Here is a 17,770-nt window from a genome sequence, read left to right on the forward strand (position 1 = left end):
GGAGGTAAAAATAAATGGCAAAAGAAAAATTTGTTAGAGGAAAAGAACACATAAACGTAGGAACAATAGGACACGTTGACCACGGAAAAACAACACTAACAGCAGCTATCACATACGTACAAAGCAAAAAAGGATTAGCAAAATTCGTTGGATATGCAGATATAGACAAAGCTCCAGAAGAAAGAGAAAGAGGAATTACAATCAACATCACACACGTAGAATATGAGACAGAAAAAAGACACTATGCACACGTAGACTGCCCAGGACACGCAGACTACATCAAGAATATGATCACCGGTGCAGCACAAATGGACGGAGCAATCCTTGTAGTATCAGCAGCAGATGGACCAATGCCACAAACAAGAGAACACGTACTTCTTGCAAGACAAGTTAACGTACCATACATCGTAGTATTCTTAAACAAATGCGATATGGTGGATGACCCAGAATTGATAGACTTGGTAGAGATGGAAGTAAGAGAATTATTAAGCAAATACGACTTTCCAGGAGATGAAGTACCAGTAATAAGAGGGTCAGCACTTGGAGCATTAAACGATGACCCAAAATGGTTTGCATCAGTAGAAGAGTTATTAAAAGCAATGGATGAATACATACCAACACCTCCAAGAGAAACAGACAAACCATTCCTAATGGCAATAGAAGACGTATTCTCAATAACAGGAAGGGGAACAGTAGTAACAGGAAGAGTAGAAAGAGGAACATTAAAAGTAGGTGACGAAGTAGAGATAGTAGGATTATCAGAAGAGAAGAAGAAGACAGTAGTAACAGGAATAGAGATGTTCAGAAAACAATTAGATGAAGCAATAGCAGGTGACAACATAGGAGTCCTATTAAGAGGAATCACAAAAGACGAAGTAGAAAGAGGACAAGTATTAGCAAAACCAGGAACAATCACACCTCACAAGAAATTCAAAGCACAAGTTTACGTATTAAGCAAAGAAGAAGGTGGAAGACATACACCATTCTTCTTAGGATACAGACCACAGTTTTACATCAGAACAGCAGACATAACAGGAACAATAATAGGATTACCAGAAGGACAAGAGATGGTAATGCCAGGAGATAACGTAGAGTTAACAGTAGAGTTAATGGTGCCAGTAGCTATGGAAGAGCAAATGAGATTTGCTATCAGAGAAGGTGGAAAAACAGTAGGTGCTGGCGTTGTTACTAAAATACTTGAATAATTGTGAGGAATAGAAGATGCAGGAGAAAATTAGAATAAAGTTAAAGGCTTTTGACCATAAAGTTTTAGACCAATCTGTAAAACAAATTGTTGATACTGTTAAAAGAGGTGGAGGACTCGTAAAGGGTCCTATCCCTTTACCTACAAGAAGAAGAGTTTGGTGTGTACACAGATCACCACACAAGTTTGAACAATCAAGAGAACATTTTGAAATGAGAATTCATAAAAGACTTATAGAAATTGAAAATGCAACACCTCAAACTATAGAGGCTTTAATGGATATAAGCCTTCCGGCTGGTGTTGAAGTTGAAATCAAACTAAGTTAAAAGGAGAGATGGCAATGCCAAAAGGCATAATTGGAAAAAAAATAGGAATGACGAGAGTTTTTGTTAATGGAAAGGTAATTCCTGTAACAGTTATACAAGCTGGACCTTGTAATGTTGTTTATACAAGAACCCAGGAAAAGGATGGGTATAATGCAGTTGCTCTGGCTTTTGGAGAAAGAAAAGAAAAAAATACCCCAAAGCCATTACTTGCGATTTTCAAAAAAGCTAATATAAAACCTGCAAAAGTTATTAAGGAATTTCCTTTAAAAGATGGGGAAACTGTAGAACTTGGACAAGAGATTAGAGTTGAAAATGTTTTTGAAAAAGGTGATCTAGTAGATGTTACAGGGAAATCAAAAGGTAGGGGCTTTGCCTCTGCAATGAAAAGATGGGACTTTGCTGGATTTCCTAAATCTCATGGTCATAGATATCATAGAGCTGTAGGTTCTATCGGTTGTAGAACAGACCCAGGTAGAGTTTGGAAAACAAAGAGAATGGCAGGACATTACGGTAATGAAACAGTAACAGTCCTTGGTCTTGAAGTTGTTGATATTATCCCGGAAAAAAATGTAATATTAGTAAAAGGGTCTGTACCTGGTGCTCCAAATTCAATTGTATTCTTAAAGCAAAGTGTAATAGCTGATAGAAGAAAAGGAAAATTAAAATTAGCAAAATCAAAAGCAATGTATGCTTAAACTCTACGAAAGAGGTGAATTAGATGGAATTTAATGTAGTTAACAATAAAAATGAAGTTGTCGGAAAGATAGATTTAAAAGAAGAAATATTTAAAACAGAAGTAAACCAAGGTACAGTTTGGGAAGTAATTAAATGGCACCTTGCATCTAAAAGAGCCGGAACAGCAAGCACAAAGACAAGGGCTGAAGTTGCAGGGTCAAACAGAAAAATTTATCCACAAAAAGGAACAGGTAGAGCAAGGCATGGTGATGTAAAAGCAAACATTTTTGTAGGTGGTGGGGTTGCTCACGGACCACATCCAAGGGATTACTATTTTGCTCTACCTAAGAAAGTAAGAAGAAAAGTGTTGAAAGGTGTTCTTACTTACAAGTTAAATAACAACGAATTAATAGTCGTTGAAGACTTTGATTTTGAAGCACCTAAAACTAAAAATGCTATAGAAGTGTTGAAAAACTTTGGTTTAGAAAACTCAAAAGTTTTATTGGTTTTACCAGAAAAATTAGAAAATGTTATCAAATCCTTTAGAAATATTCCAAAAGTAAAAATATTACTTGCAGAAGGTATAAACTCTTACGATGTTTTAAACAATGATAAAGTAATTATATTTAAATCTGCATTAGAAAAGATTCAAGAGAGGTTGGCACAATGAAAACCATCTATGACATTATAATTAGACCTGTTCTTACAGAAAAAGCTGTAAAAGACAATGAAAAAAACAATACTTTAACTTTTGAAGTTGCTATGGACGCAAGCAAAACAGAAATTAAAGAAGCAGTAGAAAAGATTTTCAACGTAAAAGTTAAAGATGTAAGAACTTTGATAGTTAAGCCAAAGCCAAAAAGATTTGGCTTCAGGTCTTCTGGATACAAGAAAGCATGGAAAAAAGCTATTGTAAAAATAGAGTCTGAAAAACCAATCAATATAGCTGAATTAGTATGAGGTGATAAAAAATGGGTGTTAGAAAATTAAAACCAGTAACAAACGGAACAAGGCATGCAATTTTATATGATTTTGCTGAAATTACAAAATCAGAACCGGAAAAATCATTAGTTGAGCCGCTTAAAAAGCATGCAGGAAGAAATAATCAAGGCAGAATTACTGTTAGACACAGAGGTGGCGGTCATAAGAGATTATATAGAATCATAGATTTTAAAAGAGACAAATGGGGAATTCCTGCAAAAGTTGCGGCGATTGAGTATGACCCAAACAGAAGTGCAAGAATCGCTCTTTTACACTACTTAGATGGCGAAAAAAGATACATTATCTGGCCAGAAGGATTAAAAGTAGGTGATTATGTAATGGCTGGACCGGATGCAGAGATTAAAGTCGGTAATGCGCTACCTCTTGAAAATATACCCGTTGGTACACTTGTTCATAACATTGAATTAACACCTGGTAAAGGTGGTCAGCTTGTTAGAGCTGCCGGTATGTCTGCCCAAATACTTGGAAGAGAAGGTGATTATGTACAAATAAGATTGCCATCTGGCGAAATAAGATTAGTTTATAAAAAGTGTATGGCCACAATTGGAGCAGTTGGTCTTGCTGAGCATGAACTTGTAGAGCTCGGTAAAGCCGGAAGAGCAAGATGGCTTGGAATGAGGCCTTCTGTTAGAGGTACTGCAATGAACCCAGTAGACCACCCACACGGTGGTGGTGAAGGTAAAACTTTTGGTAAGCATCCAGTTTCTCCTTGGGGATTACCAACCAAGGGATACAAAACAAGAAGAGGTGCAAAATACTCTGATAAATTCATAATAAAGCGTAGAGGTAAATAACGATGGGTTTTAAAGGAAAGTGGAACGAAAGAAATAAAAATCCTTATGTAAACGAAAAAATACTTAAAAAAATCAGAAAAATGAATGAAACAGGCGAAAGAAAAATCATAAAAGTTTGGGATAGAGCTTGCACTATTACACAAGAAATGGTTGGACATACAATTGCAGTTTACAATGGACAAAAATTTATACCGGTTTACATCCAGCCAGAAATGGTTGGACACAAACTGGGTGAGTTCTCTCTAACAAGAACATTTAGAGGGCATCCAGATAAATCAGCAAAAGTTGTAAAGAAAAAGTAGAGAGGAGTAAAAAATGGAGAATACTGCAAGAGCAATTTTAAGATACGCTCATCTTTCTCCTTATAAGGCAAGACAGGTAATAAACCTTATAAGAGGAAAGGATGTTGCAACAGCTTTAGCTATCTTATCTCAAATTCCTAAAAAGTCGGCAAGAGTAGTTGAGAAAGTTTTAAAAAGTGCAATAGCAAACGCCGAGTTCAAAGGAATGGACATTGACAACCTTTATATCTCTAAAATCCATGCAGAAGAAGGACCAATGTTAAAAAGATATACTCCAAGAGCCCATGGAAGGGCAACCATGATTAGAAGAAGATTTAGCCATATATATGTATACTTGGCTGAAAAGCAGCAGGAGGATAAGTAATGGGTCAAAAAGTGCATCCAATAGGATTTAGATTAGGTATAACCCAAGACTGGAAATCAAAATGGTATTCTGAAAAGAAAAGGTATACTCAAACTCTCCATGAAGATATAAAAATAAGAAAGTTTATTGAAGAAAGATATAAACCAGCAGGAATATCTTCTGTATTGATAGAAAGACTTGGAGACAGAATGAGAGTTAAAATCATGGCTGCAAGACCCGGCATCGTCATAGGTGCCAAGGGGGCTGAAGTTGAAAAACTAAACGAAATGATCAAAAAATTAACATCCGCAAAAGAGATAATTGTAAACGTTGATGAAGTTAAAAGACCAGAATTAGACGCCAAATTGGTCGCTGAAGATATTGCTCTTCAACTAGAAAGAAGAGTATCTCATAGAAGAGCTATGAAAAAGGCTATAGATGCAGCTTTAAAAGCTGGTGCTAAAGGAATTAAAACACAAGTTGGTGGAAGAATAGGTGGTGTAGATTTAGCAAGAAAAGAATGGTTTATGGCTGGAAGAATGCCACTTCAAACTTTAAGAGCGGATATTGACTATGGAACAGCTAGAGCCTCCACAAAATACGGTATTCTTGGAATTAAAGTATGGATATATAAAGGCGATAAATTAGAAGGAAAAGCGGAAGAAGTTCTCAGCAGAGTAGAAGAAGAACTTCATACAACCTAATTTTAGAAATCAAGGAGGTTTAAAATATGTCTTTACTTCAACCAAGAAAACTTAAATGGAGAAAGCCTCAAAAAGGTAGAACAAAAGGAAAAGCTACAAGAAGAAATCAAGTTGATTTTGGTGAATATGGACTGCAAGCGTTAGAACCGGGAAGATTAACAGCAAGACAAATAGAAGCTGCCAGAATTGCCATCGTAAGAGAAGCAAAAAAAGGTGCTAAAGTCTGGGTCAGAGTATTCCCACACAAACCTGTTACTAGAAAACCTGCTGAAACGCGTATGGGTAAAGGAAAAGGTGATTTAGACCACTACGAAGCAATCGTAAAACCTGGTCATATCCTTTTTGAACTTGCCGGTGTTCCTGAAGAAGTTGCAGCAGAAGCATTTAGAAAGGCGGGCCATAAACTTCCGATTAAAACAAGATTAGTAAAAAGCGTTGAGTAGAGGTGAATAGCATGAAGGCATCAGAATTAAGAAAATTATCAAACGAAGAGTTGAAAGAAAAAGTATTGGAATTAAAAAAGAAGCTATTTAATTTAAGATTCCAAAATAAAATCGGATCTCTTAGCAATACTGCAGAAATCAAAAAAACTAAAAAAGATATTGCAAGAATTTTAACTATTCTAAGAGAAAGAGAATTAAATAAAACAAATGGTTAAGAGGTGAAAAAATGACAACAGGTAACGAAGCTAAGAAAAGAGTTAAAGAATTTGTAGGAAAGGTTGTCAGTAATAAAATGGATAAGACGGTAGTTGTAGCTGTTGAAAGAAGATTTCCGCATCCACTTTATGAAAAGCAAGTTAAGAAAACAAAAAAGTTTTATGCCCATGATGAAGAAAACAAATGTAATGAAGGCGACATCGTAAGAATAAGAGAATCTCGTCCGTTATCTAAGTTGAAAAGATGGGTTGTTGTTGAAATTATTCAAAGTGCGAAAAAATAATATTGATTTAAGAAACAAAAAGTATTATAATATTAGTTTGTCTTTCTAAAAAAGGTGAAAAGGAGCGGTAGTTATGATACAGAGAGGAACATATTTAAATACTGCAGATAATTCAGGAGCTAAATTGGTACAGTGTATAGGTATTCCCGGCGGTGCGAAAAAAATGTATGCTACCGTTGGGGATGTAATTACTGTTACCGTAAAGTCTGCAATTCCAAATGGAACAGCAAAAAAAGGAAAAGTTTATAAAGCTGTAGTTGTTAGAACAAAAAAAGAAGTGGCTCGTCCTGATGGTAGCTATGTAAAGGCAGACGATAATGCAGTTGTACTTCTAAACAACCAGCTTGAACCAATAGGAACACGTATACTTGGACCTGTATGCAGAGAATTAAGGTCGAAAGGGTTTTATAGAATCATATCCCTTGCTCCGGAGGTAATTTAATAATGATAAAGCTTAAAAAAGGAGACCCTGTAATAGTTTTAACCGGAAAAGATAAAGGAAGGGTTAGCAAAATAAAACAAATTATCAGAAAAGATGGCAAAGTTAAAGTTATAGTAGAAGGTGTAAATATTGCTAAAAAACATGTAAAACCTATACAAGGGGTTAGGGAAGGTGGAATCATTGAAATTGAAAAACCAATAGATATTTCGAACGTTGCATATTACGATGAAAAATTAAAAAGACCTGTGAAGATTGGAATAAAGTATATAGTAGAAGGGAATAAAATTTCAAAAGTAAGAATAAATAAAAAGACCGGCGAAATCATAGATAAAGTTTGGGAAAAAATCAAAAAAGAGGTATAGTAAATGGCTGCAGTAGTAGGATATAAACCAAGACTTCAGATTAAATATGAACAAGAAGTTGTGAAGAAGCTTATGGAAAGATTTGGTTATAAAAGCCCAATGCAAGTTCCAAGAATCAAAAAAGTAGTTATAAATATGGGCGTTGGAAAAGCGACAGAAGATATTAAATTATTAGATAGAGCGGTGGAAGACCTTACAGCTATTGCAGGCCAAAAACCTGTAATTACAAGGGCTAAAAAATCAGAAGCTGCTTTTAAATTAAGAAAAGGACATCCAATTGGTGCTAAAGTGACATTAAGAAAAGATAGAATGTGGGACTTTCTTGATAAATTGATTTCTGTGGCTCTTCCAAGGGTAAGAGACTTTAGAGGTCTCAACCCAAAATCATTTGACGGTAGAGGCAATTATGCATTCGGCTTATCTGAGCAGATTATCTTTCCAGAGATCGATTACGATAAAGTTGATAGAATCAGAGGAATGGACATAATTATTGAAACAACGGCAAAAACTGACGAAGAAGCTCTTTGGTTACTGTCTTTAATAGGCTTACCAATCAGGTCAGTATAATTTAGGAGGAAATTTAAATGGCTCGTAAATGTCTATTAGTAAAAGCTTTTATGAAAAAACCAAAATATTCAACAAGAAATAAATCAAGATGTCCATTATGCGGAAGACCAAGAGGTTATATTAGACAATTTGGAATGTGTAGAATATGTTTTAGAGAAAGAGCGCTTAGGGGTGAAATACCTGGAATAAGAAAAGCAAGCTGGTAGGAGGATAGATATGATAACAGACCCAATCGCCGATATGATTGCAAGAATAAATAATGCAATTAAAGCAAGAAAAGACGAGGTAAGTGTTCCAACTTCTAAAATCAAAGAACAGATAGCAGAAATCTTAAAAAGAGAAGGATACATAGAAGATTATGTTGTATCTGAAGAAAATAAAAAAGGTAATCAAGGAACGCTTATAATAAAATTAAAATACTTAGGAAAAAGAAATACCAAACCTGCAATTTCTAAAATTCAGAGAGTTTCAAAACCTGGCTTAAGAAAGTACGTATCCGTTGACGAGATACCATATGTTCAAAAAGGACTTGGTATTGCGATTCTTACTACAAACAAAGGTATAATGACAGACACGGAAGCAAGAAAACAAAGAGTCGGCGGCGAAATCATATGTTATGTTTGGTAATAAAATAAGGAGGCAATAAATGTCAAGAATAGGAAAAAAACCGATAGATATTCCTAAGGGAGTTGAGGTTTCGATCGCTCCAGATAATACTGTTAGCGTAAAAGGTCCAAAAGGTCAAATCTCCTATAAATTTCATCCAAATGTATCAATAGTAAAAAAGGAAAATCAAATAGTCGTTGAAAGAAAATCTGATGACCCATTTTCACGAGCGATTCATGGAACTACAAGAGCACTCTTAAATAATATGGTTAAAGGCGTAACAGAAGGTTTTACAGAAGAGCTTGAAATTGTTGGTATTGGTTATAGAGCAGCTGTAAAAGGAAATAACTTAGAATTAACCTTAGGATATTCCCATCCTGTAATTTATCCAATTCCAAAAGATGTGCAAATAACCGTAGAAAATAACACTAACATTAAGATCACAGGTGTTGATAAACAAAGAGTTGGTCAAGTTGCTGCAGAAATTAGGTCATTTAGAGAGCCAGACCCATACAAAGGAAAAGGTATAAGATATAAAGGTGAAGTGATCAAGCTAAAAGCTGGTAAAACTGTAGGTAAAAAATAATCAAGGAGCGTAAGGATGGCAGCAAAAACTAGGAATGAAGCAAGAATAATTAGACATAAAAGAATAAGAAAAAAAATCTTTGGAACAGCTGAAAGACCAAGATTAGCTTTTTACAGAAGCTTGAATGCTATTTATGCCCAAATAATAAACGATGAAACTGGCGAAACACTTGTATCGGCGTCGACTATTGATAGGGATTATGTTGCTAAGTACGGAAAAAGGGGCGGAAAATCTATAGAGGATGCTAAAAAATTGGGTCAGTTTTTGGCTGAAAAAGCTATCGCAAAAGGTATACGAAACGTTGTTTTTGATAGAGGAGGCTTTTTGTATCACGGAAAAGTTAAAGCCTTCGCTGATGCAGCTAGAGAAGCTGGATTAAACTTTTAAAGGAGAGAGTGATGGGTGTAAGAAATATAGAAAGATTAATTGAGCAAAGAATTAAAGAAAATCCAATAAATCCAGATACTCTTAACTTAGAAGAAAAGGTTGTTGAAATTAGAAGAACAACTCGTGTTATGGAAGGTGGAAGACGTTTTTCATTCAGCACACTTGCTATAGTAGGCGATAGAAATGGTCATGTTGGATTTGGACATGGTAAGGCGAGAGAAGTTCCACCGTCTATTGCGAAAGCTATAGCAGATGCAAAAAAAAGAATTATTAAAGTTCCTTTAATTGAGGGTACTATTCCTCACGATGTTTATGGAGAATATGACTCGGCAGTGGTTTTATTAAAACCTGCCAGAAGAGGTACAGGTGTGGTTGCAGGCGGACCAATGAGGCCAGTATTGGAGCTCTTAGGAGTTACGGACGTTTTAGCAAAAATCGTTGGAAGAACTACAAACCCTAATGCTGTAGTTAGAGCAACCTTTGACGCTCTTTTAAAGCTCAAATCACCAGAAGAAGTTGCAAAAGTAAGAGGATTAGAAGAGGAAAAAATAAAATCCGTATATAGAATTTATGCAAAAGGGGTGCCTGTAAGATGAAAATAAAAGTCAAATTAATTAGAGGATTTGCTGGTAAAGGCGAAAAACAAAAGCAAGCGCTAAGGTCTCTTGGATTGAAGAAAATTTATCAAGAAAGAATTTTAGAAAAAAATCCTGCAGTTCTTGGTAATTTAGAAAAAGTAAGACACTTAGTTAAAGTGGAGGAAGTTGAATAATGAGATTACATGAATTAAAACCTAACAAAGGTGCAACTCATAAAAAGAAAAGGGTAGGTAGAGGAATCGGATCAGGACATGGAAAGACTTCAACAAGAGGTCACAAAGGACAAAAGTCAAGGTCTGGTGATTCTAAGGTTCCGGCAAGATTTGAAGGCGGACAAACTCCATTTATAATGAGAATTCCAAAAAGAGGGTTTAAAAATCCTTCAAAAGTAGAGTATGAAATTGTTAATTTGAAAGCCATTGAAAATAAATTTAATGAAAATGAAGAGGTTAATCCTCAAACCTTAAAAGAGAAAGGTTTAGTGAAAAAAGGAGAATGTGTAAAAATCCTTGGCGATGGCCGGTTAACCAAAAAATTAACTGTTAAAGCTCACGCTTTTTCAGCTTCAGCTGAAGAGAAAATTAAATCAGCAGGCGGAATAGTTGAAAAATTAACAACGGAGACAACTTGATAGAAAAAATAATAAACATACTCCAAATAAAAGAATTAAGAAATAAAATTCTTTTTACTTTAATTATGCTTGCTGTTTATAGATTGGGGACTCACATACCAGTCCCCGGTATTAATTCTGAAGCCTTACTTCATTATTTCAACTCTTCAGGCGGAGTACTATTTAATATCTACAATCTATTCTCAGGTGGAGCCTTAGGAAGGTTCTCTGTTTTTGCCCTTGGAGTAATGCCATACATCTCTGCCTCCATTATTATGCAGCTTTTAACTGCAGTCATTCCATCCTTAGAACGCCTTCAGAAGGAAGAAGGCGATTATGGTAGATGGAAGATTTCTCAATACACAAGATATTTAACCATCGCAATTGCAGGCTTTCAATCTTTAGGTTTATCAATATGGTTATCTAATCTAAAAACAGAAACTGGAGCATCTTTAATTTCCATATCTCCTTTTTGGTTTGTGATTCTTACAACCGTTATAGTTACAACCGGAACAGTATTTTTAATGTGGATCGGGGAGAAAATCACCGAGTTTGGCATTGGAAACGGTATTTCAATGATTATTTTGGCAGGTATAGTTGCTGGTATAATTCCTGCTATCATAAAAACATACGAGCTTTTAAAAGTTGGCGAACTTTCAATATTAACAATTTTGATAGCTGTGTTGATAATAGTATTGGTTGTAGCCGGTATAGTTTATATTCAAGAAGCAGAAAGAAGGATTCCTATACACCATGCAAGAAGGTCTATATCAATTGTAAGTTATTCTGCATCTTATCTTCCATTTAAACTTAATCCATCAGGAGTGATTCCGATCATTTTTGCCGTTGCAATTTTAATGTTCCCGGCAACAATAGCCCAATTTTTTGCAGGACATAGTGAAATAGCACGTATTATCGTTGATTATTTATCTCCACAAAGCTACGTTTATTTTGTTTTATACGTTGGACTAATTATCTTTTTCTCATATTTTTATACTGCAATTTTAATTAATCCTATAGATATAGCAGATAACTTAAGAAAAAGCGGTGCATTTATACCCGGTGTTAGAGCAGGAACTCAAACGGTTGAATATTTAAATTATGTATTAACAAGGCTTGTTTTTGCTGGTTCCATTTTCTTAGCCGTTATAGCGGTATTACCAATGATACTAATTAAACTCTTAAATGTTCCATTTTATTTTGGTGGTACATCAGCTTTAATCGTAGTAGTCGTTGCCCTTGATACAATCCATCAAATTGAAGCTTATTTAGCCATGAAAAAGTATGAAGGATTTTTAAAGAGAGGTTAGGAAAATGTCTAAGATAGTTATCTTTCTTGGGCCACCAGGGGCCGGCAAAGGAACGCAGGCACAGCTGTTGAAAGAAAGAAGTGGCTTTATTCAAATTTCAACGGGAGATTTATTAAGAGAAGCAGTAAAAAATCAAACAGAGTTGGGTAAATTAGCAAAACGATACATGGACGAAGGAAAGCTTGTTCCGGATGACCTTATTATTTCTTTAATCAAGGAAAAATTACAAGAATATGCGGATAAAAATATAATTTTTGATGGCTTTCCAAGAACAATTCCACAAGCTGAAAGCTTAGATAATTTATTATCCCAGCTAAATAAAAACATTGATGCTGTTATTCTCTTTAAAATCGAGGATGAAGAAGTAGTAAAAAGGCTTGCAGGGAGAAGAGTTTGTCCGTCTTGTGGAGCAGTTTATCATGTGGTTTACAATCCTCCAAAGATTGATGAAATCTGTGATAAGTGTGGAACCAAATTGATACAAAGAGATGATGATAAAGAAGAGGTTATAAGAAAGCGATTAGAAGTTTACCATCAACAAACAAAACCATTGATTGAATATTATAAAAGTAAAATAGTAGAAATAGATGCAACAGATAACCCAGAAAATATTTACAATAAAATTGTTTCTATGATATAATATTTGATTCAAATGATAGAGTTAAAAACCAAAGAAGAGATTGAGAAGTTAAGGATTGCCAACATACATGTGGCAGAAATTTTAAATTTATTAACTGAATATGTAAAGCCCGGGGTTAGTGCTGCTGAGCTTGACGAAATTGCTTTCAATGAATGTAAAAAACGAAATGTCAGACCTGCCTTTTTAGGCTTGTATGGTTTTCCGGCTTCATTATGTGTTTCAATAAATGAAGAAGTTGTACATGGTATTCCAAGGAAGGATAAAATCATAAAAGAAGGCGATATAGTAAGTCTTGATTTTGGTGTAGAATATGAGGGCTGGTATGGTGATGCTGCCATAACGGTTGCAGTTGGCGATATCAGTGAGAGAAAGCAAAGATTAATAGAAGGTGTCAAATCAGCATTGGATAAAGCTATTGAACTTTGTCACCCGGGCAATAATTTAAAGGATATAGCAAGAGCTATAGAAGAAACATTAAAAAGTTATAAATTAACACCTGTTTGTACTTATGGCGGGCATGGTATAGGTAGAAAGCCCCATGAAGAACCTCATGTTACAAACTGTTTATCAAATGCAGAAAATATTGAACTAAAACCGGGAATGGTTTTAGCTATTGAACCGATGGCTTACTTAGGAAAAGGGAAAATTAGAAAATTAAAGGATAATTGGACTATAGTTACAACTGATAAAACACATGCAGCCCATTTTGAACATAGTGTAGCAATTACAGAAAATGGACCATATGTTTTATCAAAAATTTAAAAGGATGAAGTAGAAATGGGAAAGAAAAAAGAAGGTCAAGAAAAGGAAAAAGGAATAGTTTTAGAAGGTACGGTTTTAGAAGCCTTACCTAATGCTATGTTTAAAGTCCAATTAGAAACAGGGCATGAAGTATTAGCCCACGTTTCAGGTAAGATGAGAATGCACTTCATAAAAATACTTCCGGGTGATAAAGTTAAAGTTGAATTATCGCCCTATGATTTAACCAGAGGAAGAATTATATTTAGAGTTTAAAGAAGGAGGAATAATTATGAAAGTTAGAGCATCCGTTAAACCAAGATGCGAGAAATGTAAGATTATAAGAAGAAAGGGTAGAGTTATGGTTGTTTGTGAAAATCCAAAGCATAAACAAAAACAAGGTTAAGGAGGCTAATTCAGTATGGCACGTATAGCAGGCGTAGATTTACCGGATAGAAAAAGGTTAGAGATTGCCTTAACTTACATTTATGGAATTGGTAAGTCAAGAGCCAAGGAAATCTTAGAGAAAACTGGAATCGATGGAATGAAAAGAGTTGGAGAATTGACTCCAGACGAATTAAATACAATCAGAAGATTTATAGAACAAAATTATAAAGTTGAGGGTGACCTTAGAAGGGAAGTATCTCTTGCAATTAAAAGACTTATTGATATAGGTTGCTATAGAGGAGTAAGGCATAGATTAGGCCTTCCTGTTAGAGGCCAAAGAACAAGAACTAATGCAAAAACAAGAAAAGGAAAAAGAAAAAAGTAATTTAATACGAAGAGGTGTATAAAAAATGGCAAAAAAAAGAAAGACTGTTAAAAAAGTAAAAAGAACGGTAACATCTGGAATTGTTCATGTCCAATCTACGTTTAACAATACAATTGTGACTATTACTGATAAAGAAGGAAATACCTTAACATGGGCATCAGGTGGTACAGAAGGTTTTAAGGGAACAAGAAAAAGTACTCCATATGCTGCTCAACTTGCAGCTCAAAAAGCAGCAAAAAAGGCTATGGATGAATATGGATTGAAAGAAGTTGAAGTATGGGTTAAAGGTCCTGGCGCCGGTAGAGAACCTGCTATAAGAACATTAGCTGCGATGGGACTTACCATTAAAGCGATTAGAGATGTTACACCTATACCTCACAACGGATGTCGTCCACCAAGTAAAAGGAGGGTTTAATTTATGGGTAGATATATAGGACCATGGACAAAAATCAGTAGAAGATTAGGAGTTTTTGTTGGTGGTGATTTAGAATCCTTTCAAAAGAGAAATTTCCCACCAGGTCAACATGGTAGAATTCAAGGAAGAAAAAAACTTTCAGACTATGGAGTTAGATTACAAGAAAAACAAAAATTAAGATTTCTATACGGTGGAATTAGAGAAGGGCAATTTAGAAGATATTTTGAGAGAGCCTCTAAAGCAGCTGGAAATACTGGTACAGTATTGTTACAATTGCTTGAAAGAAGACTTGATAATGTTGTATACAGACTTGGTTTTGCGAAAACAAGACTTCAGGCAAGACAATTGGTTAAACATGGCCATTTCTTAGTAAATGGAAAAAAGGTAGATATTCCATCTTACGAAGTTGACAAAGGTGATATTATTGAAGTTAGAGAAAAAAGTAAAAAGTTAGCACTTTTTAAAGAAAATTTAGAAAGCAGAGACCCTCGTTCTATTCCAAAATGGTTAGAGCTCGATAAAGATAATCTTAGAGGCAAGGTTGTTGAAATTCCAGAAGAAATTGAATTAGAAATTCCAGTTAACGTTCAGTACATCATTGAGTACTACTCAATGTAATAAATACTCCCCAAAACCGCCTGCCGGGTATGGGGGTCAAAACAGGCGGTAAATAAGTAGCCCGGCACCGGTGCGTACCGGTTTAATATGGAGTTAGAATGTCATTGTTAGATTTTGTAATGCCAACAAAAATTTACTGGGATGAAACAACTAAAACAGATACATACGGAAAGCTTTATGTAGAACCGTTAGAGAGAGGGTTTGGTATAACTATTGGTAATGCGTTAAGAAGAGTTTTACTCTCTTCATTACCAGGAGGAGCAATTACAGCTGTTAAAATAATGGGTGTTCCTCACGAGTTTTCAACAATCAAAGGTGTGATAGAAGATGTAGTTGAAATAGTATTAAATTTAAAACAAATAAGACTAAAAATAGATGAGAATATAGAAAGAGATTTTGCTATATTAGAAGTAGAAAATGTGGGTAAAGTTTATGCAAAAGACATAAAATTTCCCGCAGGAATAGAGTTAGTTACGCCAGATGTACACATTTGCACAATATCTGAACCTATAAAATTACAAATGGAATTTAGAGTAGAAAGGGGTATTGGTTATAAAACAGTTGAAGAATTAGAGCCTATTTCTGAAATAGGCTGGATACTTATAGATACAGCTTTTTCTCCAATTAAAAGAGTTGCCTTTAATGTAGAACCTACAAGGGTTGGAGACAAGACAGACTATGATAAATTAATTTTAGAAATCGAAACAGATGGAACAATTACACCGGACGAAGCATTAATAAAAGCAACAAACATTCTTATTGATCATTTCAATATTTTACAAAAACCAACCGTTAGAAAAGTTCAGACGATCAAGAAAACTGTAGCTCCAAAGCTTGAAGAAATAAAGATTGAAGAAGATAAACTTTCTTTATCTATAGATGAGCTTGAAATTTCTTCAAGAACTATAAACGCTCTCAGAAAAATAGGAGTAAATACAATTGGCGACCTAGTAAAACTATCTGAAGAAGATTTAAAAGAAGCTAAAAGCATCGGTAGAAAATCTTTAAAAGAAATCAAGGACGCTTTAACAGAAATAGGATTAGAATTGGCTCCATCAAAATCAACATCTCAATAAAAGGAGGCTCAAAAAATGCGTCATAGAGTAAAAACAAAGAGTTTTCACAGAAGAAAAGAACATAGAGAAGCTTTATTTATAAATCTTGCAAAAAGTTTAATACTCCATGGAAGAATAGAAACGACTCTCCCAAAAGCAAAAGCTTTAAGGTCTTTTATTGAGAAGCTTGTAACCTTGGCTAAAGAAGATACTATCCATGCAAAAAGATTGTTAGCTCAAAGATTAAAAGACCAAAAGGTTGCAAGGAAGTTGTACACTGAGATAGCACCATTATTTAAAGAGAGAAATGGTGGATATACAAGAATTTATAAATTAGAGAAAAGAAGAATTGGAGATGGCGGAGAAATTGCTATCATTGAATTTGTAGAATATCCAAGTTAAGCATCATCGTATCTCAATTTTTTGTGGCAATGTCTGAAGTTTTGGACATTGCCCTTAGTCCTTAGAATGATAGAAAAGGGTTGAATAATAAGCACTAAAGAAAGGATAATATTATTTGTTATTTTTCAGTTGGAGAAGAATTCCCCCTACTAATGTCATTCTGAGCTGAGCGAAGCGAAGAATCTCTACCTTTTACTTCTTAACTACTCACCTTCTTACCATAGGCCTTTGGCTTCAGTATGACAAACAAGGATAAATGTATCTTACAACTTGCGAAAATTTATAACACTTCTACTTTTAAACTCAACTTTTCCAATCTTTCTCTTTTTTGAAACTCTTCTTCTATGGCTTTTAAAACTTCCATTTTATATTTTGAAGAACACCAGTATGGAGCTACAAGCTCATCTTCTGCAGCTTCTCCTGTTATCCTATGAACTATTATATTTTTTGGTAAGTATGATAAGAAATCAACAGCTAATTTTGCATATTCTTTCATGTCAAGCTCTTTTATTTCTCCTCTGTAATACTGCTTTTCCATCGCAGTATGTTTTACTATATGAAGTGGATGGATTTTTATACCATCTATTGGTAGTGCCGCAATAAGCTTTGCTGTTTCCATCATATCATCATAGTCTTCTCCTGGTAATCCAAGAATAACATGGACGCAGATTTTTATTGAAGACCTTTTTTTAGTTCTCAAAACAGCATCAACAAATTCAGAAACTCCATGAGCTCTGTTTATTTTTCTTAGTGTTTTATAATGGGCTGTTTGCAGACCGTACTCTATCCATATTTCAGGTTTTTCAATGGTATAAGAAGCTATCAAATCGAGAACTTCCTCCGGTACACAGTCGGGTCTAGTTCCAATAGACATTCCAATTATTTCTGGATAACTCATTGCTTGGTCGTAAACTTCTCTAAGCTTTTCAACCGGTGCATAAGTATTTGTGAATGCCTGAAAGTATGCAAGAAAACCTTTTGTGTTTTTAAATTTATTCTTATAAAATTCCATGCTTTTTTCTATCTGGTCTTTTACAGTTTGCTTTGTCATAGCATACGGGCTAAAAGATTCATTATTACAGAATGTACATCCACCTGATGCTTTAGACCCATCTCTGTTTGGACATGTAAAACCTGCATCTATTGCTATCTTCTGAATTCTTCCACCGTATTTTTCTTTAAGATAATCATTAAACTTTCTGTAATACATTTTTCACCGTCCTTGTATAGAGATATTTGTTAGATATTGTCCAAAAACTTTTACAATTTAATTGTAATATCATATAAAATTATACCTAAAAACTTAAAAATTGGCGAGGTTTTTATGAAAAGAGACTGGAAAGAATATAATAAACAACTTGTAAAACGC

General features: G+C 34.7%; 33 protein-coding genes. 32 read left to right on the top strand and 1 reads right to left on the bottom strand.

Annotation, left to right across the window (positions count from 1 at the left end):
- Nucleotides 1–14 precede the first annotated feature (14 nt).
- The 32 genes from tuf to rplQ all read left to right on the top strand — a co-directional run bounded on the left by tuf (nucleotide 15) and on the right by rplQ (nucleotide 16,401).
- Nucleotides 15–1,205 carry an elongation factor Tu gene (tuf, locus tag Q0929_RS03745; RefSeq protein WP_299238221.1) on the top strand — a complete coding sequence of 397 codons (1,191 nt, stop codon included), beginning with the start codon at nucleotides 15–17 and terminating at the stop codon, nucleotides 1,203–1,205.
- Between the two features lie 16 nt (nucleotides 1,206–1,221).
- Nucleotides 1,222–1,530 carry a 30S ribosomal protein S10 gene (gene rpsJ / locus Q0929_RS03750; protein WP_007546165.1) on the top strand — a complete coding sequence of 103 codons (309 nt, stop codon included), beginning with the start codon at nucleotides 1,222–1,224 and terminating at the stop codon, nucleotides 1,528–1,530.
- Nucleotides 1,531–1,544: 14 nt separating this feature from the next.
- The gene (rplC, locus tag Q0929_RS03755; RefSeq protein WP_299238234.1) at nucleotides 1,545–2,225 is read left to right on the top strand and encodes a 50S ribosomal protein L3; all 681 of its coding nucleotides are present in this window, start codon (nucleotides 1,545–1,547) and stop codon (nucleotides 2,223–2,225) included.
- A 23-nt stretch (nucleotides 2,226–2,248) separates the two neighbouring features.
- The gene (gene rplD / locus Q0929_RS03760; RefSeq protein ID WP_299238235.1) at nucleotides 2,249–2,875 is read left to right on the top strand and encodes a 50S ribosomal protein L4; all 627 of its coding nucleotides are present in this window, start codon (nucleotides 2,249–2,251) and stop codon (nucleotides 2,873–2,875) included.
- Complete coding sequence (rplW, locus tag Q0929_RS03765) at nucleotides 2,872–3,165, top strand: 50S ribosomal protein L23 (RefSeq protein ID WP_299238236.1); 294 nt, start codon at nucleotides 2,872–2,874, stop codon at nucleotides 3,163–3,165. Before rplD ends, rplW begins: the two co-directional genes overlap by 4 nt.
- Before the next feature lie 11 nt (nucleotides 3,166–3,176).
- Nucleotides 3,177–4,001, top strand: a complete 825-nt coding sequence (gene rplB, locus Q0929_RS03770; protein WP_299238237.1) for a 50S ribosomal protein L2 — start codon at nucleotides 3,177–3,179, stop codon at nucleotides 3,999–4,001.
- A gap of 2 nt (nucleotides 4,002–4,003) precedes the next feature.
- Nucleotides 4,004–4,303 (top strand): 30S ribosomal protein S19, encoded by a 300-nt coding sequence (gene rpsS / locus Q0929_RS03775; RefSeq protein ID WP_299238238.1) that lies wholly within the window; start codon nucleotides 4,004–4,006, stop codon nucleotides 4,301–4,303.
- Nucleotides 4,304–4,316: 13 nt separating this feature from the next.
- Nucleotides 4,317–4,667 carry a 50S ribosomal protein L22 gene (gene rplV / locus Q0929_RS03780; RefSeq protein WP_299238239.1) on the top strand — a complete coding sequence of 117 codons (351 nt, stop codon included), beginning with the start codon at nucleotides 4,317–4,319 and terminating at the stop codon, nucleotides 4,665–4,667.
- Nucleotides 4,667–5,350 carry a 30S ribosomal protein S3 gene (gene rpsC / locus Q0929_RS03785; RefSeq protein WP_299238240.1) on the top strand — a complete coding sequence of 228 codons (684 nt, stop codon included), beginning with the start codon at nucleotides 4,667–4,669 and terminating at the stop codon, nucleotides 5,348–5,350. The genes rplV and rpsC overlap by 1 nt, the downstream gene beginning before the upstream one ends.
- Before the next feature lie 26 nt (nucleotides 5,351–5,376).
- A complete protein-coding gene (rplP, locus tag Q0929_RS03790) occupies nucleotides 5,377–5,793 on the top strand; it encodes a 50S ribosomal protein L16 (RefSeq protein WP_299238241.1) in 417 nt (138 codons plus the stop codon).
- A gap of 11 nt (nucleotides 5,794–5,804) precedes the next feature.
- The gene (rpmC, locus tag Q0929_RS03795; protein WP_299238242.1) at nucleotides 5,805–6,008 is read left to right on the top strand and encodes a 50S ribosomal protein L29; all 204 of its coding nucleotides are present in this window, start codon (nucleotides 5,805–5,807) and stop codon (nucleotides 6,006–6,008) included.
- A gap of 11 nt (nucleotides 6,009–6,019) precedes the next feature.
- On the top strand, nucleotides 6,020–6,292 hold the full coding sequence (rpsQ, locus tag Q0929_RS03800; protein ID WP_299238243.1) for a 30S ribosomal protein S17: 273 nt from the start codon (nucleotides 6,020–6,022) through the stop codon (nucleotides 6,290–6,292).
- Between the two features lie 73 nt (nucleotides 6,293–6,365).
- Entirely contained in the window at nucleotides 6,366–6,734 is a 369-nt protein-coding gene (gene rplN / locus Q0929_RS03805) for a 50S ribosomal protein L14 (RefSeq protein WP_299238244.1), read from the top strand.
- Nucleotides 6,735–6,736: 2 nt separating this feature from the next.
- A complete protein-coding gene (gene rplX, locus Q0929_RS03810) occupies nucleotides 6,737–7,096 on the top strand; it encodes a 50S ribosomal protein L24 (RefSeq protein ID WP_299238245.1) in 360 nt (119 codons plus the stop codon).
- A gap of 3 nt (nucleotides 7,097–7,099) precedes the next feature.
- A complete protein-coding gene (rplE, locus tag Q0929_RS03815; RefSeq protein ID WP_299238246.1) occupies nucleotides 7,100–7,663 on the top strand; it encodes a 50S ribosomal protein L5 in 564 nt (187 codons plus the stop codon).
- Nucleotides 7,664–7,680: 17 nt separating this feature from the next.
- Nucleotides 7,681–7,869 (top strand): type Z 30S ribosomal protein S14, encoded by a 189-nt coding sequence (locus tag Q0929_RS03820; protein WP_299226698.1) that lies wholly within the window; start codon nucleotides 7,681–7,683, stop codon nucleotides 7,867–7,869.
- Between the two features lie 10 nt (nucleotides 7,870–7,879).
- Nucleotides 7,880–8,290, top strand: a complete 411-nt coding sequence (rpsH, locus tag Q0929_RS03825) for a 30S ribosomal protein S8 (protein WP_299238247.1) — start codon at nucleotides 7,880–7,882, stop codon at nucleotides 8,288–8,290.
- Nucleotides 8,291–8,309: 19 nt separating this feature from the next.
- Entirely contained in the window at nucleotides 8,310–8,855 is a 546-nt protein-coding gene (gene rplF, locus Q0929_RS03830) for a 50S ribosomal protein L6 (RefSeq protein ID WP_299238248.1), read from the top strand.
- A 15-nt stretch (nucleotides 8,856–8,870) separates the two neighbouring features.
- Nucleotides 8,871–9,242, top strand: a complete 372-nt coding sequence (gene rplR, locus Q0929_RS03835) for a 50S ribosomal protein L18 (RefSeq protein WP_299238249.1) — start codon at nucleotides 8,871–8,873, stop codon at nucleotides 9,240–9,242.
- Nucleotides 9,243–9,253: 11 nt separating this feature from the next.
- A complete protein-coding gene (gene rpsE, locus Q0929_RS03840) occupies nucleotides 9,254–9,838 on the top strand; it encodes a 30S ribosomal protein S5 (protein WP_299238250.1) in 585 nt (194 codons plus the stop codon).
- A complete protein-coding gene (gene rpmD / locus Q0929_RS03845) occupies nucleotides 9,835–10,014 on the top strand; it encodes a 50S ribosomal protein L30 (protein WP_299238251.1) in 180 nt (59 codons plus the stop codon). Before rpsE ends, rpmD begins: the two co-directional genes overlap by 4 nt.
- A complete protein-coding gene (gene rplO / locus Q0929_RS03850; RefSeq protein WP_299238252.1) occupies nucleotides 10,014–10,472 on the top strand; it encodes a 50S ribosomal protein L15 in 459 nt (152 codons plus the stop codon). Before rpmD ends, rplO begins: the two co-directional genes overlap by 1 nt.
- Complete coding sequence (gene secY / locus Q0929_RS03855) at nucleotides 10,469–11,761, top strand: preprotein translocase subunit SecY (protein WP_299238253.1); 1,293 nt, start codon at nucleotides 10,469–10,471, stop codon at nucleotides 11,759–11,761. The genes rplO and secY overlap by 4 nt, the downstream gene beginning before the upstream one ends.
- A 4-nt stretch (nucleotides 11,762–11,765) precedes the next feature.
- The gene (locus Q0929_RS03860; RefSeq protein ID WP_299238254.1) at nucleotides 11,766–12,401 is read left to right on the top strand and encodes an adenylate kinase; all 636 of its coding nucleotides are present in this window, start codon (nucleotides 11,766–11,768) and stop codon (nucleotides 12,399–12,401) included.
- A gap of 12 nt (nucleotides 12,402–12,413) precedes the next feature.
- Nucleotides 12,414–13,163, top strand: coding sequence for a type I methionyl aminopeptidase (gene map / locus Q0929_RS03865; protein WP_299238255.1), 750 nt, complete (start codon nucleotides 12,414–12,416; stop codon nucleotides 13,161–13,163).
- A 15-nt stretch (nucleotides 13,164–13,178) separates the two neighbouring features.
- Nucleotides 13,179–13,415 (top strand): translation initiation factor IF-1, encoded by a 237-nt coding sequence (gene infA, locus Q0929_RS03870; RefSeq protein WP_299226737.1) that lies wholly within the window; start codon nucleotides 13,179–13,181, stop codon nucleotides 13,413–13,415.
- A gap of 16 nt (nucleotides 13,416–13,431) precedes the next feature.
- Nucleotides 13,432–13,545, top strand: coding sequence for a 50S ribosomal protein L36 (rpmJ, locus tag Q0929_RS03875; protein WP_299238256.1), 114 nt, complete (start codon nucleotides 13,432–13,434; stop codon nucleotides 13,543–13,545).
- Between the two features lie 15 nt (nucleotides 13,546–13,560).
- Nucleotides 13,561–13,911 carry a 30S ribosomal protein S13 gene (rpsM, locus tag Q0929_RS03880; RefSeq protein ID WP_299238257.1) on the top strand — a complete coding sequence of 117 codons (351 nt, stop codon included), beginning with the start codon at nucleotides 13,561–13,563 and terminating at the stop codon, nucleotides 13,909–13,911.
- Between the two features lie 25 nt (nucleotides 13,912–13,936).
- Complete coding sequence (rpsK, locus tag Q0929_RS03885) at nucleotides 13,937–14,326, top strand: 30S ribosomal protein S11 (protein WP_299238258.1); 390 nt, start codon at nucleotides 13,937–13,939, stop codon at nucleotides 14,324–14,326.
- Nucleotides 14,327–14,329: 3 nt separating this feature from the next.
- Nucleotides 14,330–14,944 (top strand): 30S ribosomal protein S4, encoded by a 615-nt coding sequence (gene rpsD, locus Q0929_RS03890; RefSeq protein WP_299238259.1) that lies wholly within the window; start codon nucleotides 14,330–14,332, stop codon nucleotides 14,942–14,944.
- 98 nt (nucleotides 14,945–15,042) lie between these two features.
- Nucleotides 15,043–16,020, top strand: coding sequence for a DNA-directed RNA polymerase subunit alpha (locus Q0929_RS03895; RefSeq protein WP_299238260.1), 978 nt, complete (start codon nucleotides 15,043–15,045; stop codon nucleotides 16,018–16,020).
- Between the two features lie 15 nt (nucleotides 16,021–16,035).
- On the top strand, nucleotides 16,036–16,401 hold the full coding sequence (gene rplQ, locus Q0929_RS03900; RefSeq protein ID WP_299238261.1) for a 50S ribosomal protein L17: 366 nt from the start codon (nucleotides 16,036–16,038) through the stop codon (nucleotides 16,399–16,401).
- Between the two features lie 280 nt (nucleotides 16,402–16,681).
- Here rplQ and Q0929_RS03905 read toward each other — a convergent pair whose 3' ends face one another.
- Nucleotides 16,682–17,611, bottom strand: a complete 930-nt coding sequence (locus Q0929_RS03905; RefSeq protein WP_299238262.1) for a TIGR01212 family radical SAM protein — start codon at nucleotides 17,609–17,611, stop codon at nucleotides 16,682–16,684.
- Between the last annotated feature and the right edge of the window lie 159 nt (nucleotides 17,612–17,770).

The sequence above is a fragment of the Sulfurihydrogenibium sp. genome (genome assembly GCF_028276765.1).
Classification (GTDB): domain Bacteria; phylum Aquificota; class Aquificia; order Aquificales; family Hydrogenothermaceae; genus Sulfurihydrogenibium.

Excerpts from the sequence above, each read along its gene's own strand:
- tuf (WP_299238221.1), top strand. The coding sequence starts at position 15 with ATGGCAAAAGAAAAATTTGTTAGAGGAAAAGAACACATAAACGTAGGA.
- rpsJ (WP_007546165.1), top strand. The coding sequence starts at position 1,222 with ATGCAGGAGAAAATTAGAATAAAGTTAAAGGCTTTTGACCATAAAGTT.
- rplC (WP_299238234.1), top strand. The coding sequence starts at position 1,545 with ATGCCAAAAGGCATAATTGGAAAAAAAATAGGAATGACGAGAGTTTTT.
- rplD (WP_299238235.1), top strand. The coding sequence starts at position 2,249 with ATGGAATTTAATGTAGTTAACAATAAAAATGAAGTTGTCGGAAAGATA.
- rplW (WP_299238236.1), top strand. The coding sequence starts at position 2,872 with ATGAAAACCATCTATGACATTATAATTAGACCTGTTCTTACAGAAAAA.
- rplB (WP_299238237.1), top strand. The coding sequence starts at position 3,177 with ATGGGTGTTAGAAAATTAAAACCAGTAACAAACGGAACAAGGCATGCA.
- rpsS (WP_299238238.1), top strand. The coding sequence starts at position 4,004 with ATGGGTTTTAAAGGAAAGTGGAACGAAAGAAATAAAAATCCTTATGTA.
- rplV (WP_299238239.1), top strand. The coding sequence starts at position 4,317 with ATGGAGAATACTGCAAGAGCAATTTTAAGATACGCTCATCTTTCTCCT.
- rpsC (WP_299238240.1), top strand. The coding sequence starts at position 4,667 with ATGGGTCAAAAAGTGCATCCAATAGGATTTAGATTAGGTATAACCCAA.
- rplP (WP_299238241.1), top strand. The coding sequence starts at position 5,377 with ATGTCTTTACTTCAACCAAGAAAACTTAAATGGAGAAAGCCTCAAAAA.
- rpmC (WP_299238242.1), top strand. The coding sequence starts at position 5,805 with ATGAAGGCATCAGAATTAAGAAAATTATCAAACGAAGAGTTGAAAGAA.
- rpsQ (WP_299238243.1), top strand. The coding sequence starts at position 6,020 with ATGACAACAGGTAACGAAGCTAAGAAAAGAGTTAAAGAATTTGTAGGA.
- rplN (WP_299238244.1), top strand. The coding sequence starts at position 6,366 with ATGATACAGAGAGGAACATATTTAAATACTGCAGATAATTCAGGAGCT.
- rplX (WP_299238245.1), top strand. The coding sequence starts at position 6,737 with ATGATAAAGCTTAAAAAAGGAGACCCTGTAATAGTTTTAACCGGAAAA.
- rplE (WP_299238246.1), top strand. The coding sequence starts at position 7,100 with ATGGCTGCAGTAGTAGGATATAAACCAAGACTTCAGATTAAATATGAA.
- Q0929_RS03820 (WP_299226698.1), top strand. The coding sequence starts at position 7,681 with ATGGCTCGTAAATGTCTATTAGTAAAAGCTTTTATGAAAAAACCAAAA.
- rpsH (WP_299238247.1), top strand. The coding sequence starts at position 7,880 with ATGATAACAGACCCAATCGCCGATATGATTGCAAGAATAAATAATGCA.
- rplF (WP_299238248.1), top strand. The coding sequence starts at position 8,310 with ATGTCAAGAATAGGAAAAAAACCGATAGATATTCCTAAGGGAGTTGAG.
- rplR (WP_299238249.1), top strand. The coding sequence starts at position 8,871 with ATGGCAGCAAAAACTAGGAATGAAGCAAGAATAATTAGACATAAAAGA.
- rpsE (WP_299238250.1), top strand. The coding sequence starts at position 9,254 with ATGGGTGTAAGAAATATAGAAAGATTAATTGAGCAAAGAATTAAAGAA.
- rpmD (WP_299238251.1), top strand. The coding sequence starts at position 9,835 with ATGAAAATAAAAGTCAAATTAATTAGAGGATTTGCTGGTAAAGGCGAA.
- rplO (WP_299238252.1), top strand. The coding sequence starts at position 10,014 with ATGAGATTACATGAATTAAAACCTAACAAAGGTGCAACTCATAAAAAG.
- Q0929_RS03860 (WP_299238254.1), top strand. The coding sequence starts at position 11,766 with ATGTCTAAGATAGTTATCTTTCTTGGGCCACCAGGGGCCGGCAAAGGA.
- map (WP_299238255.1), top strand. The coding sequence starts at position 12,414 with ATGATAGAGTTAAAAACCAAAGAAGAGATTGAGAAGTTAAGGATTGCC.
- infA (WP_299226737.1), top strand. The coding sequence starts at position 13,179 with ATGGGAAAGAAAAAAGAAGGTCAAGAAAAGGAAAAAGGAATAGTTTTA.
- rpmJ (WP_299238256.1), top strand. The coding sequence starts at position 13,432 with ATGAAAGTTAGAGCATCCGTTAAACCAAGATGCGAGAAATGTAAGATT.
- rpsM (WP_299238257.1), top strand. The coding sequence starts at position 13,561 with ATGGCACGTATAGCAGGCGTAGATTTACCGGATAGAAAAAGGTTAGAG.
- rpsK (WP_299238258.1), top strand. The coding sequence starts at position 13,937 with ATGGCAAAAAAAAGAAAGACTGTTAAAAAAGTAAAAAGAACGGTAACA.
- rpsD (WP_299238259.1), top strand. The coding sequence starts at position 14,330 with ATGGGTAGATATATAGGACCATGGACAAAAATCAGTAGAAGATTAGGA.
- Q0929_RS03895 (WP_299238260.1), top strand. The coding sequence starts at position 15,043 with ATGTCATTGTTAGATTTTGTAATGCCAACAAAAATTTACTGGGATGAA.
- rplQ (WP_299238261.1), top strand. The coding sequence starts at position 16,036 with ATGCGTCATAGAGTAAAAACAAAGAGTTTTCACAGAAGAAAAGAACAT.
- Q0929_RS03905 (WP_299238262.1), bottom strand. The coding sequence starts at position 17,611 with ATGTATTACAGAAAGTTTAATGATTATCTTAAAGAAAAATACGGTGGA.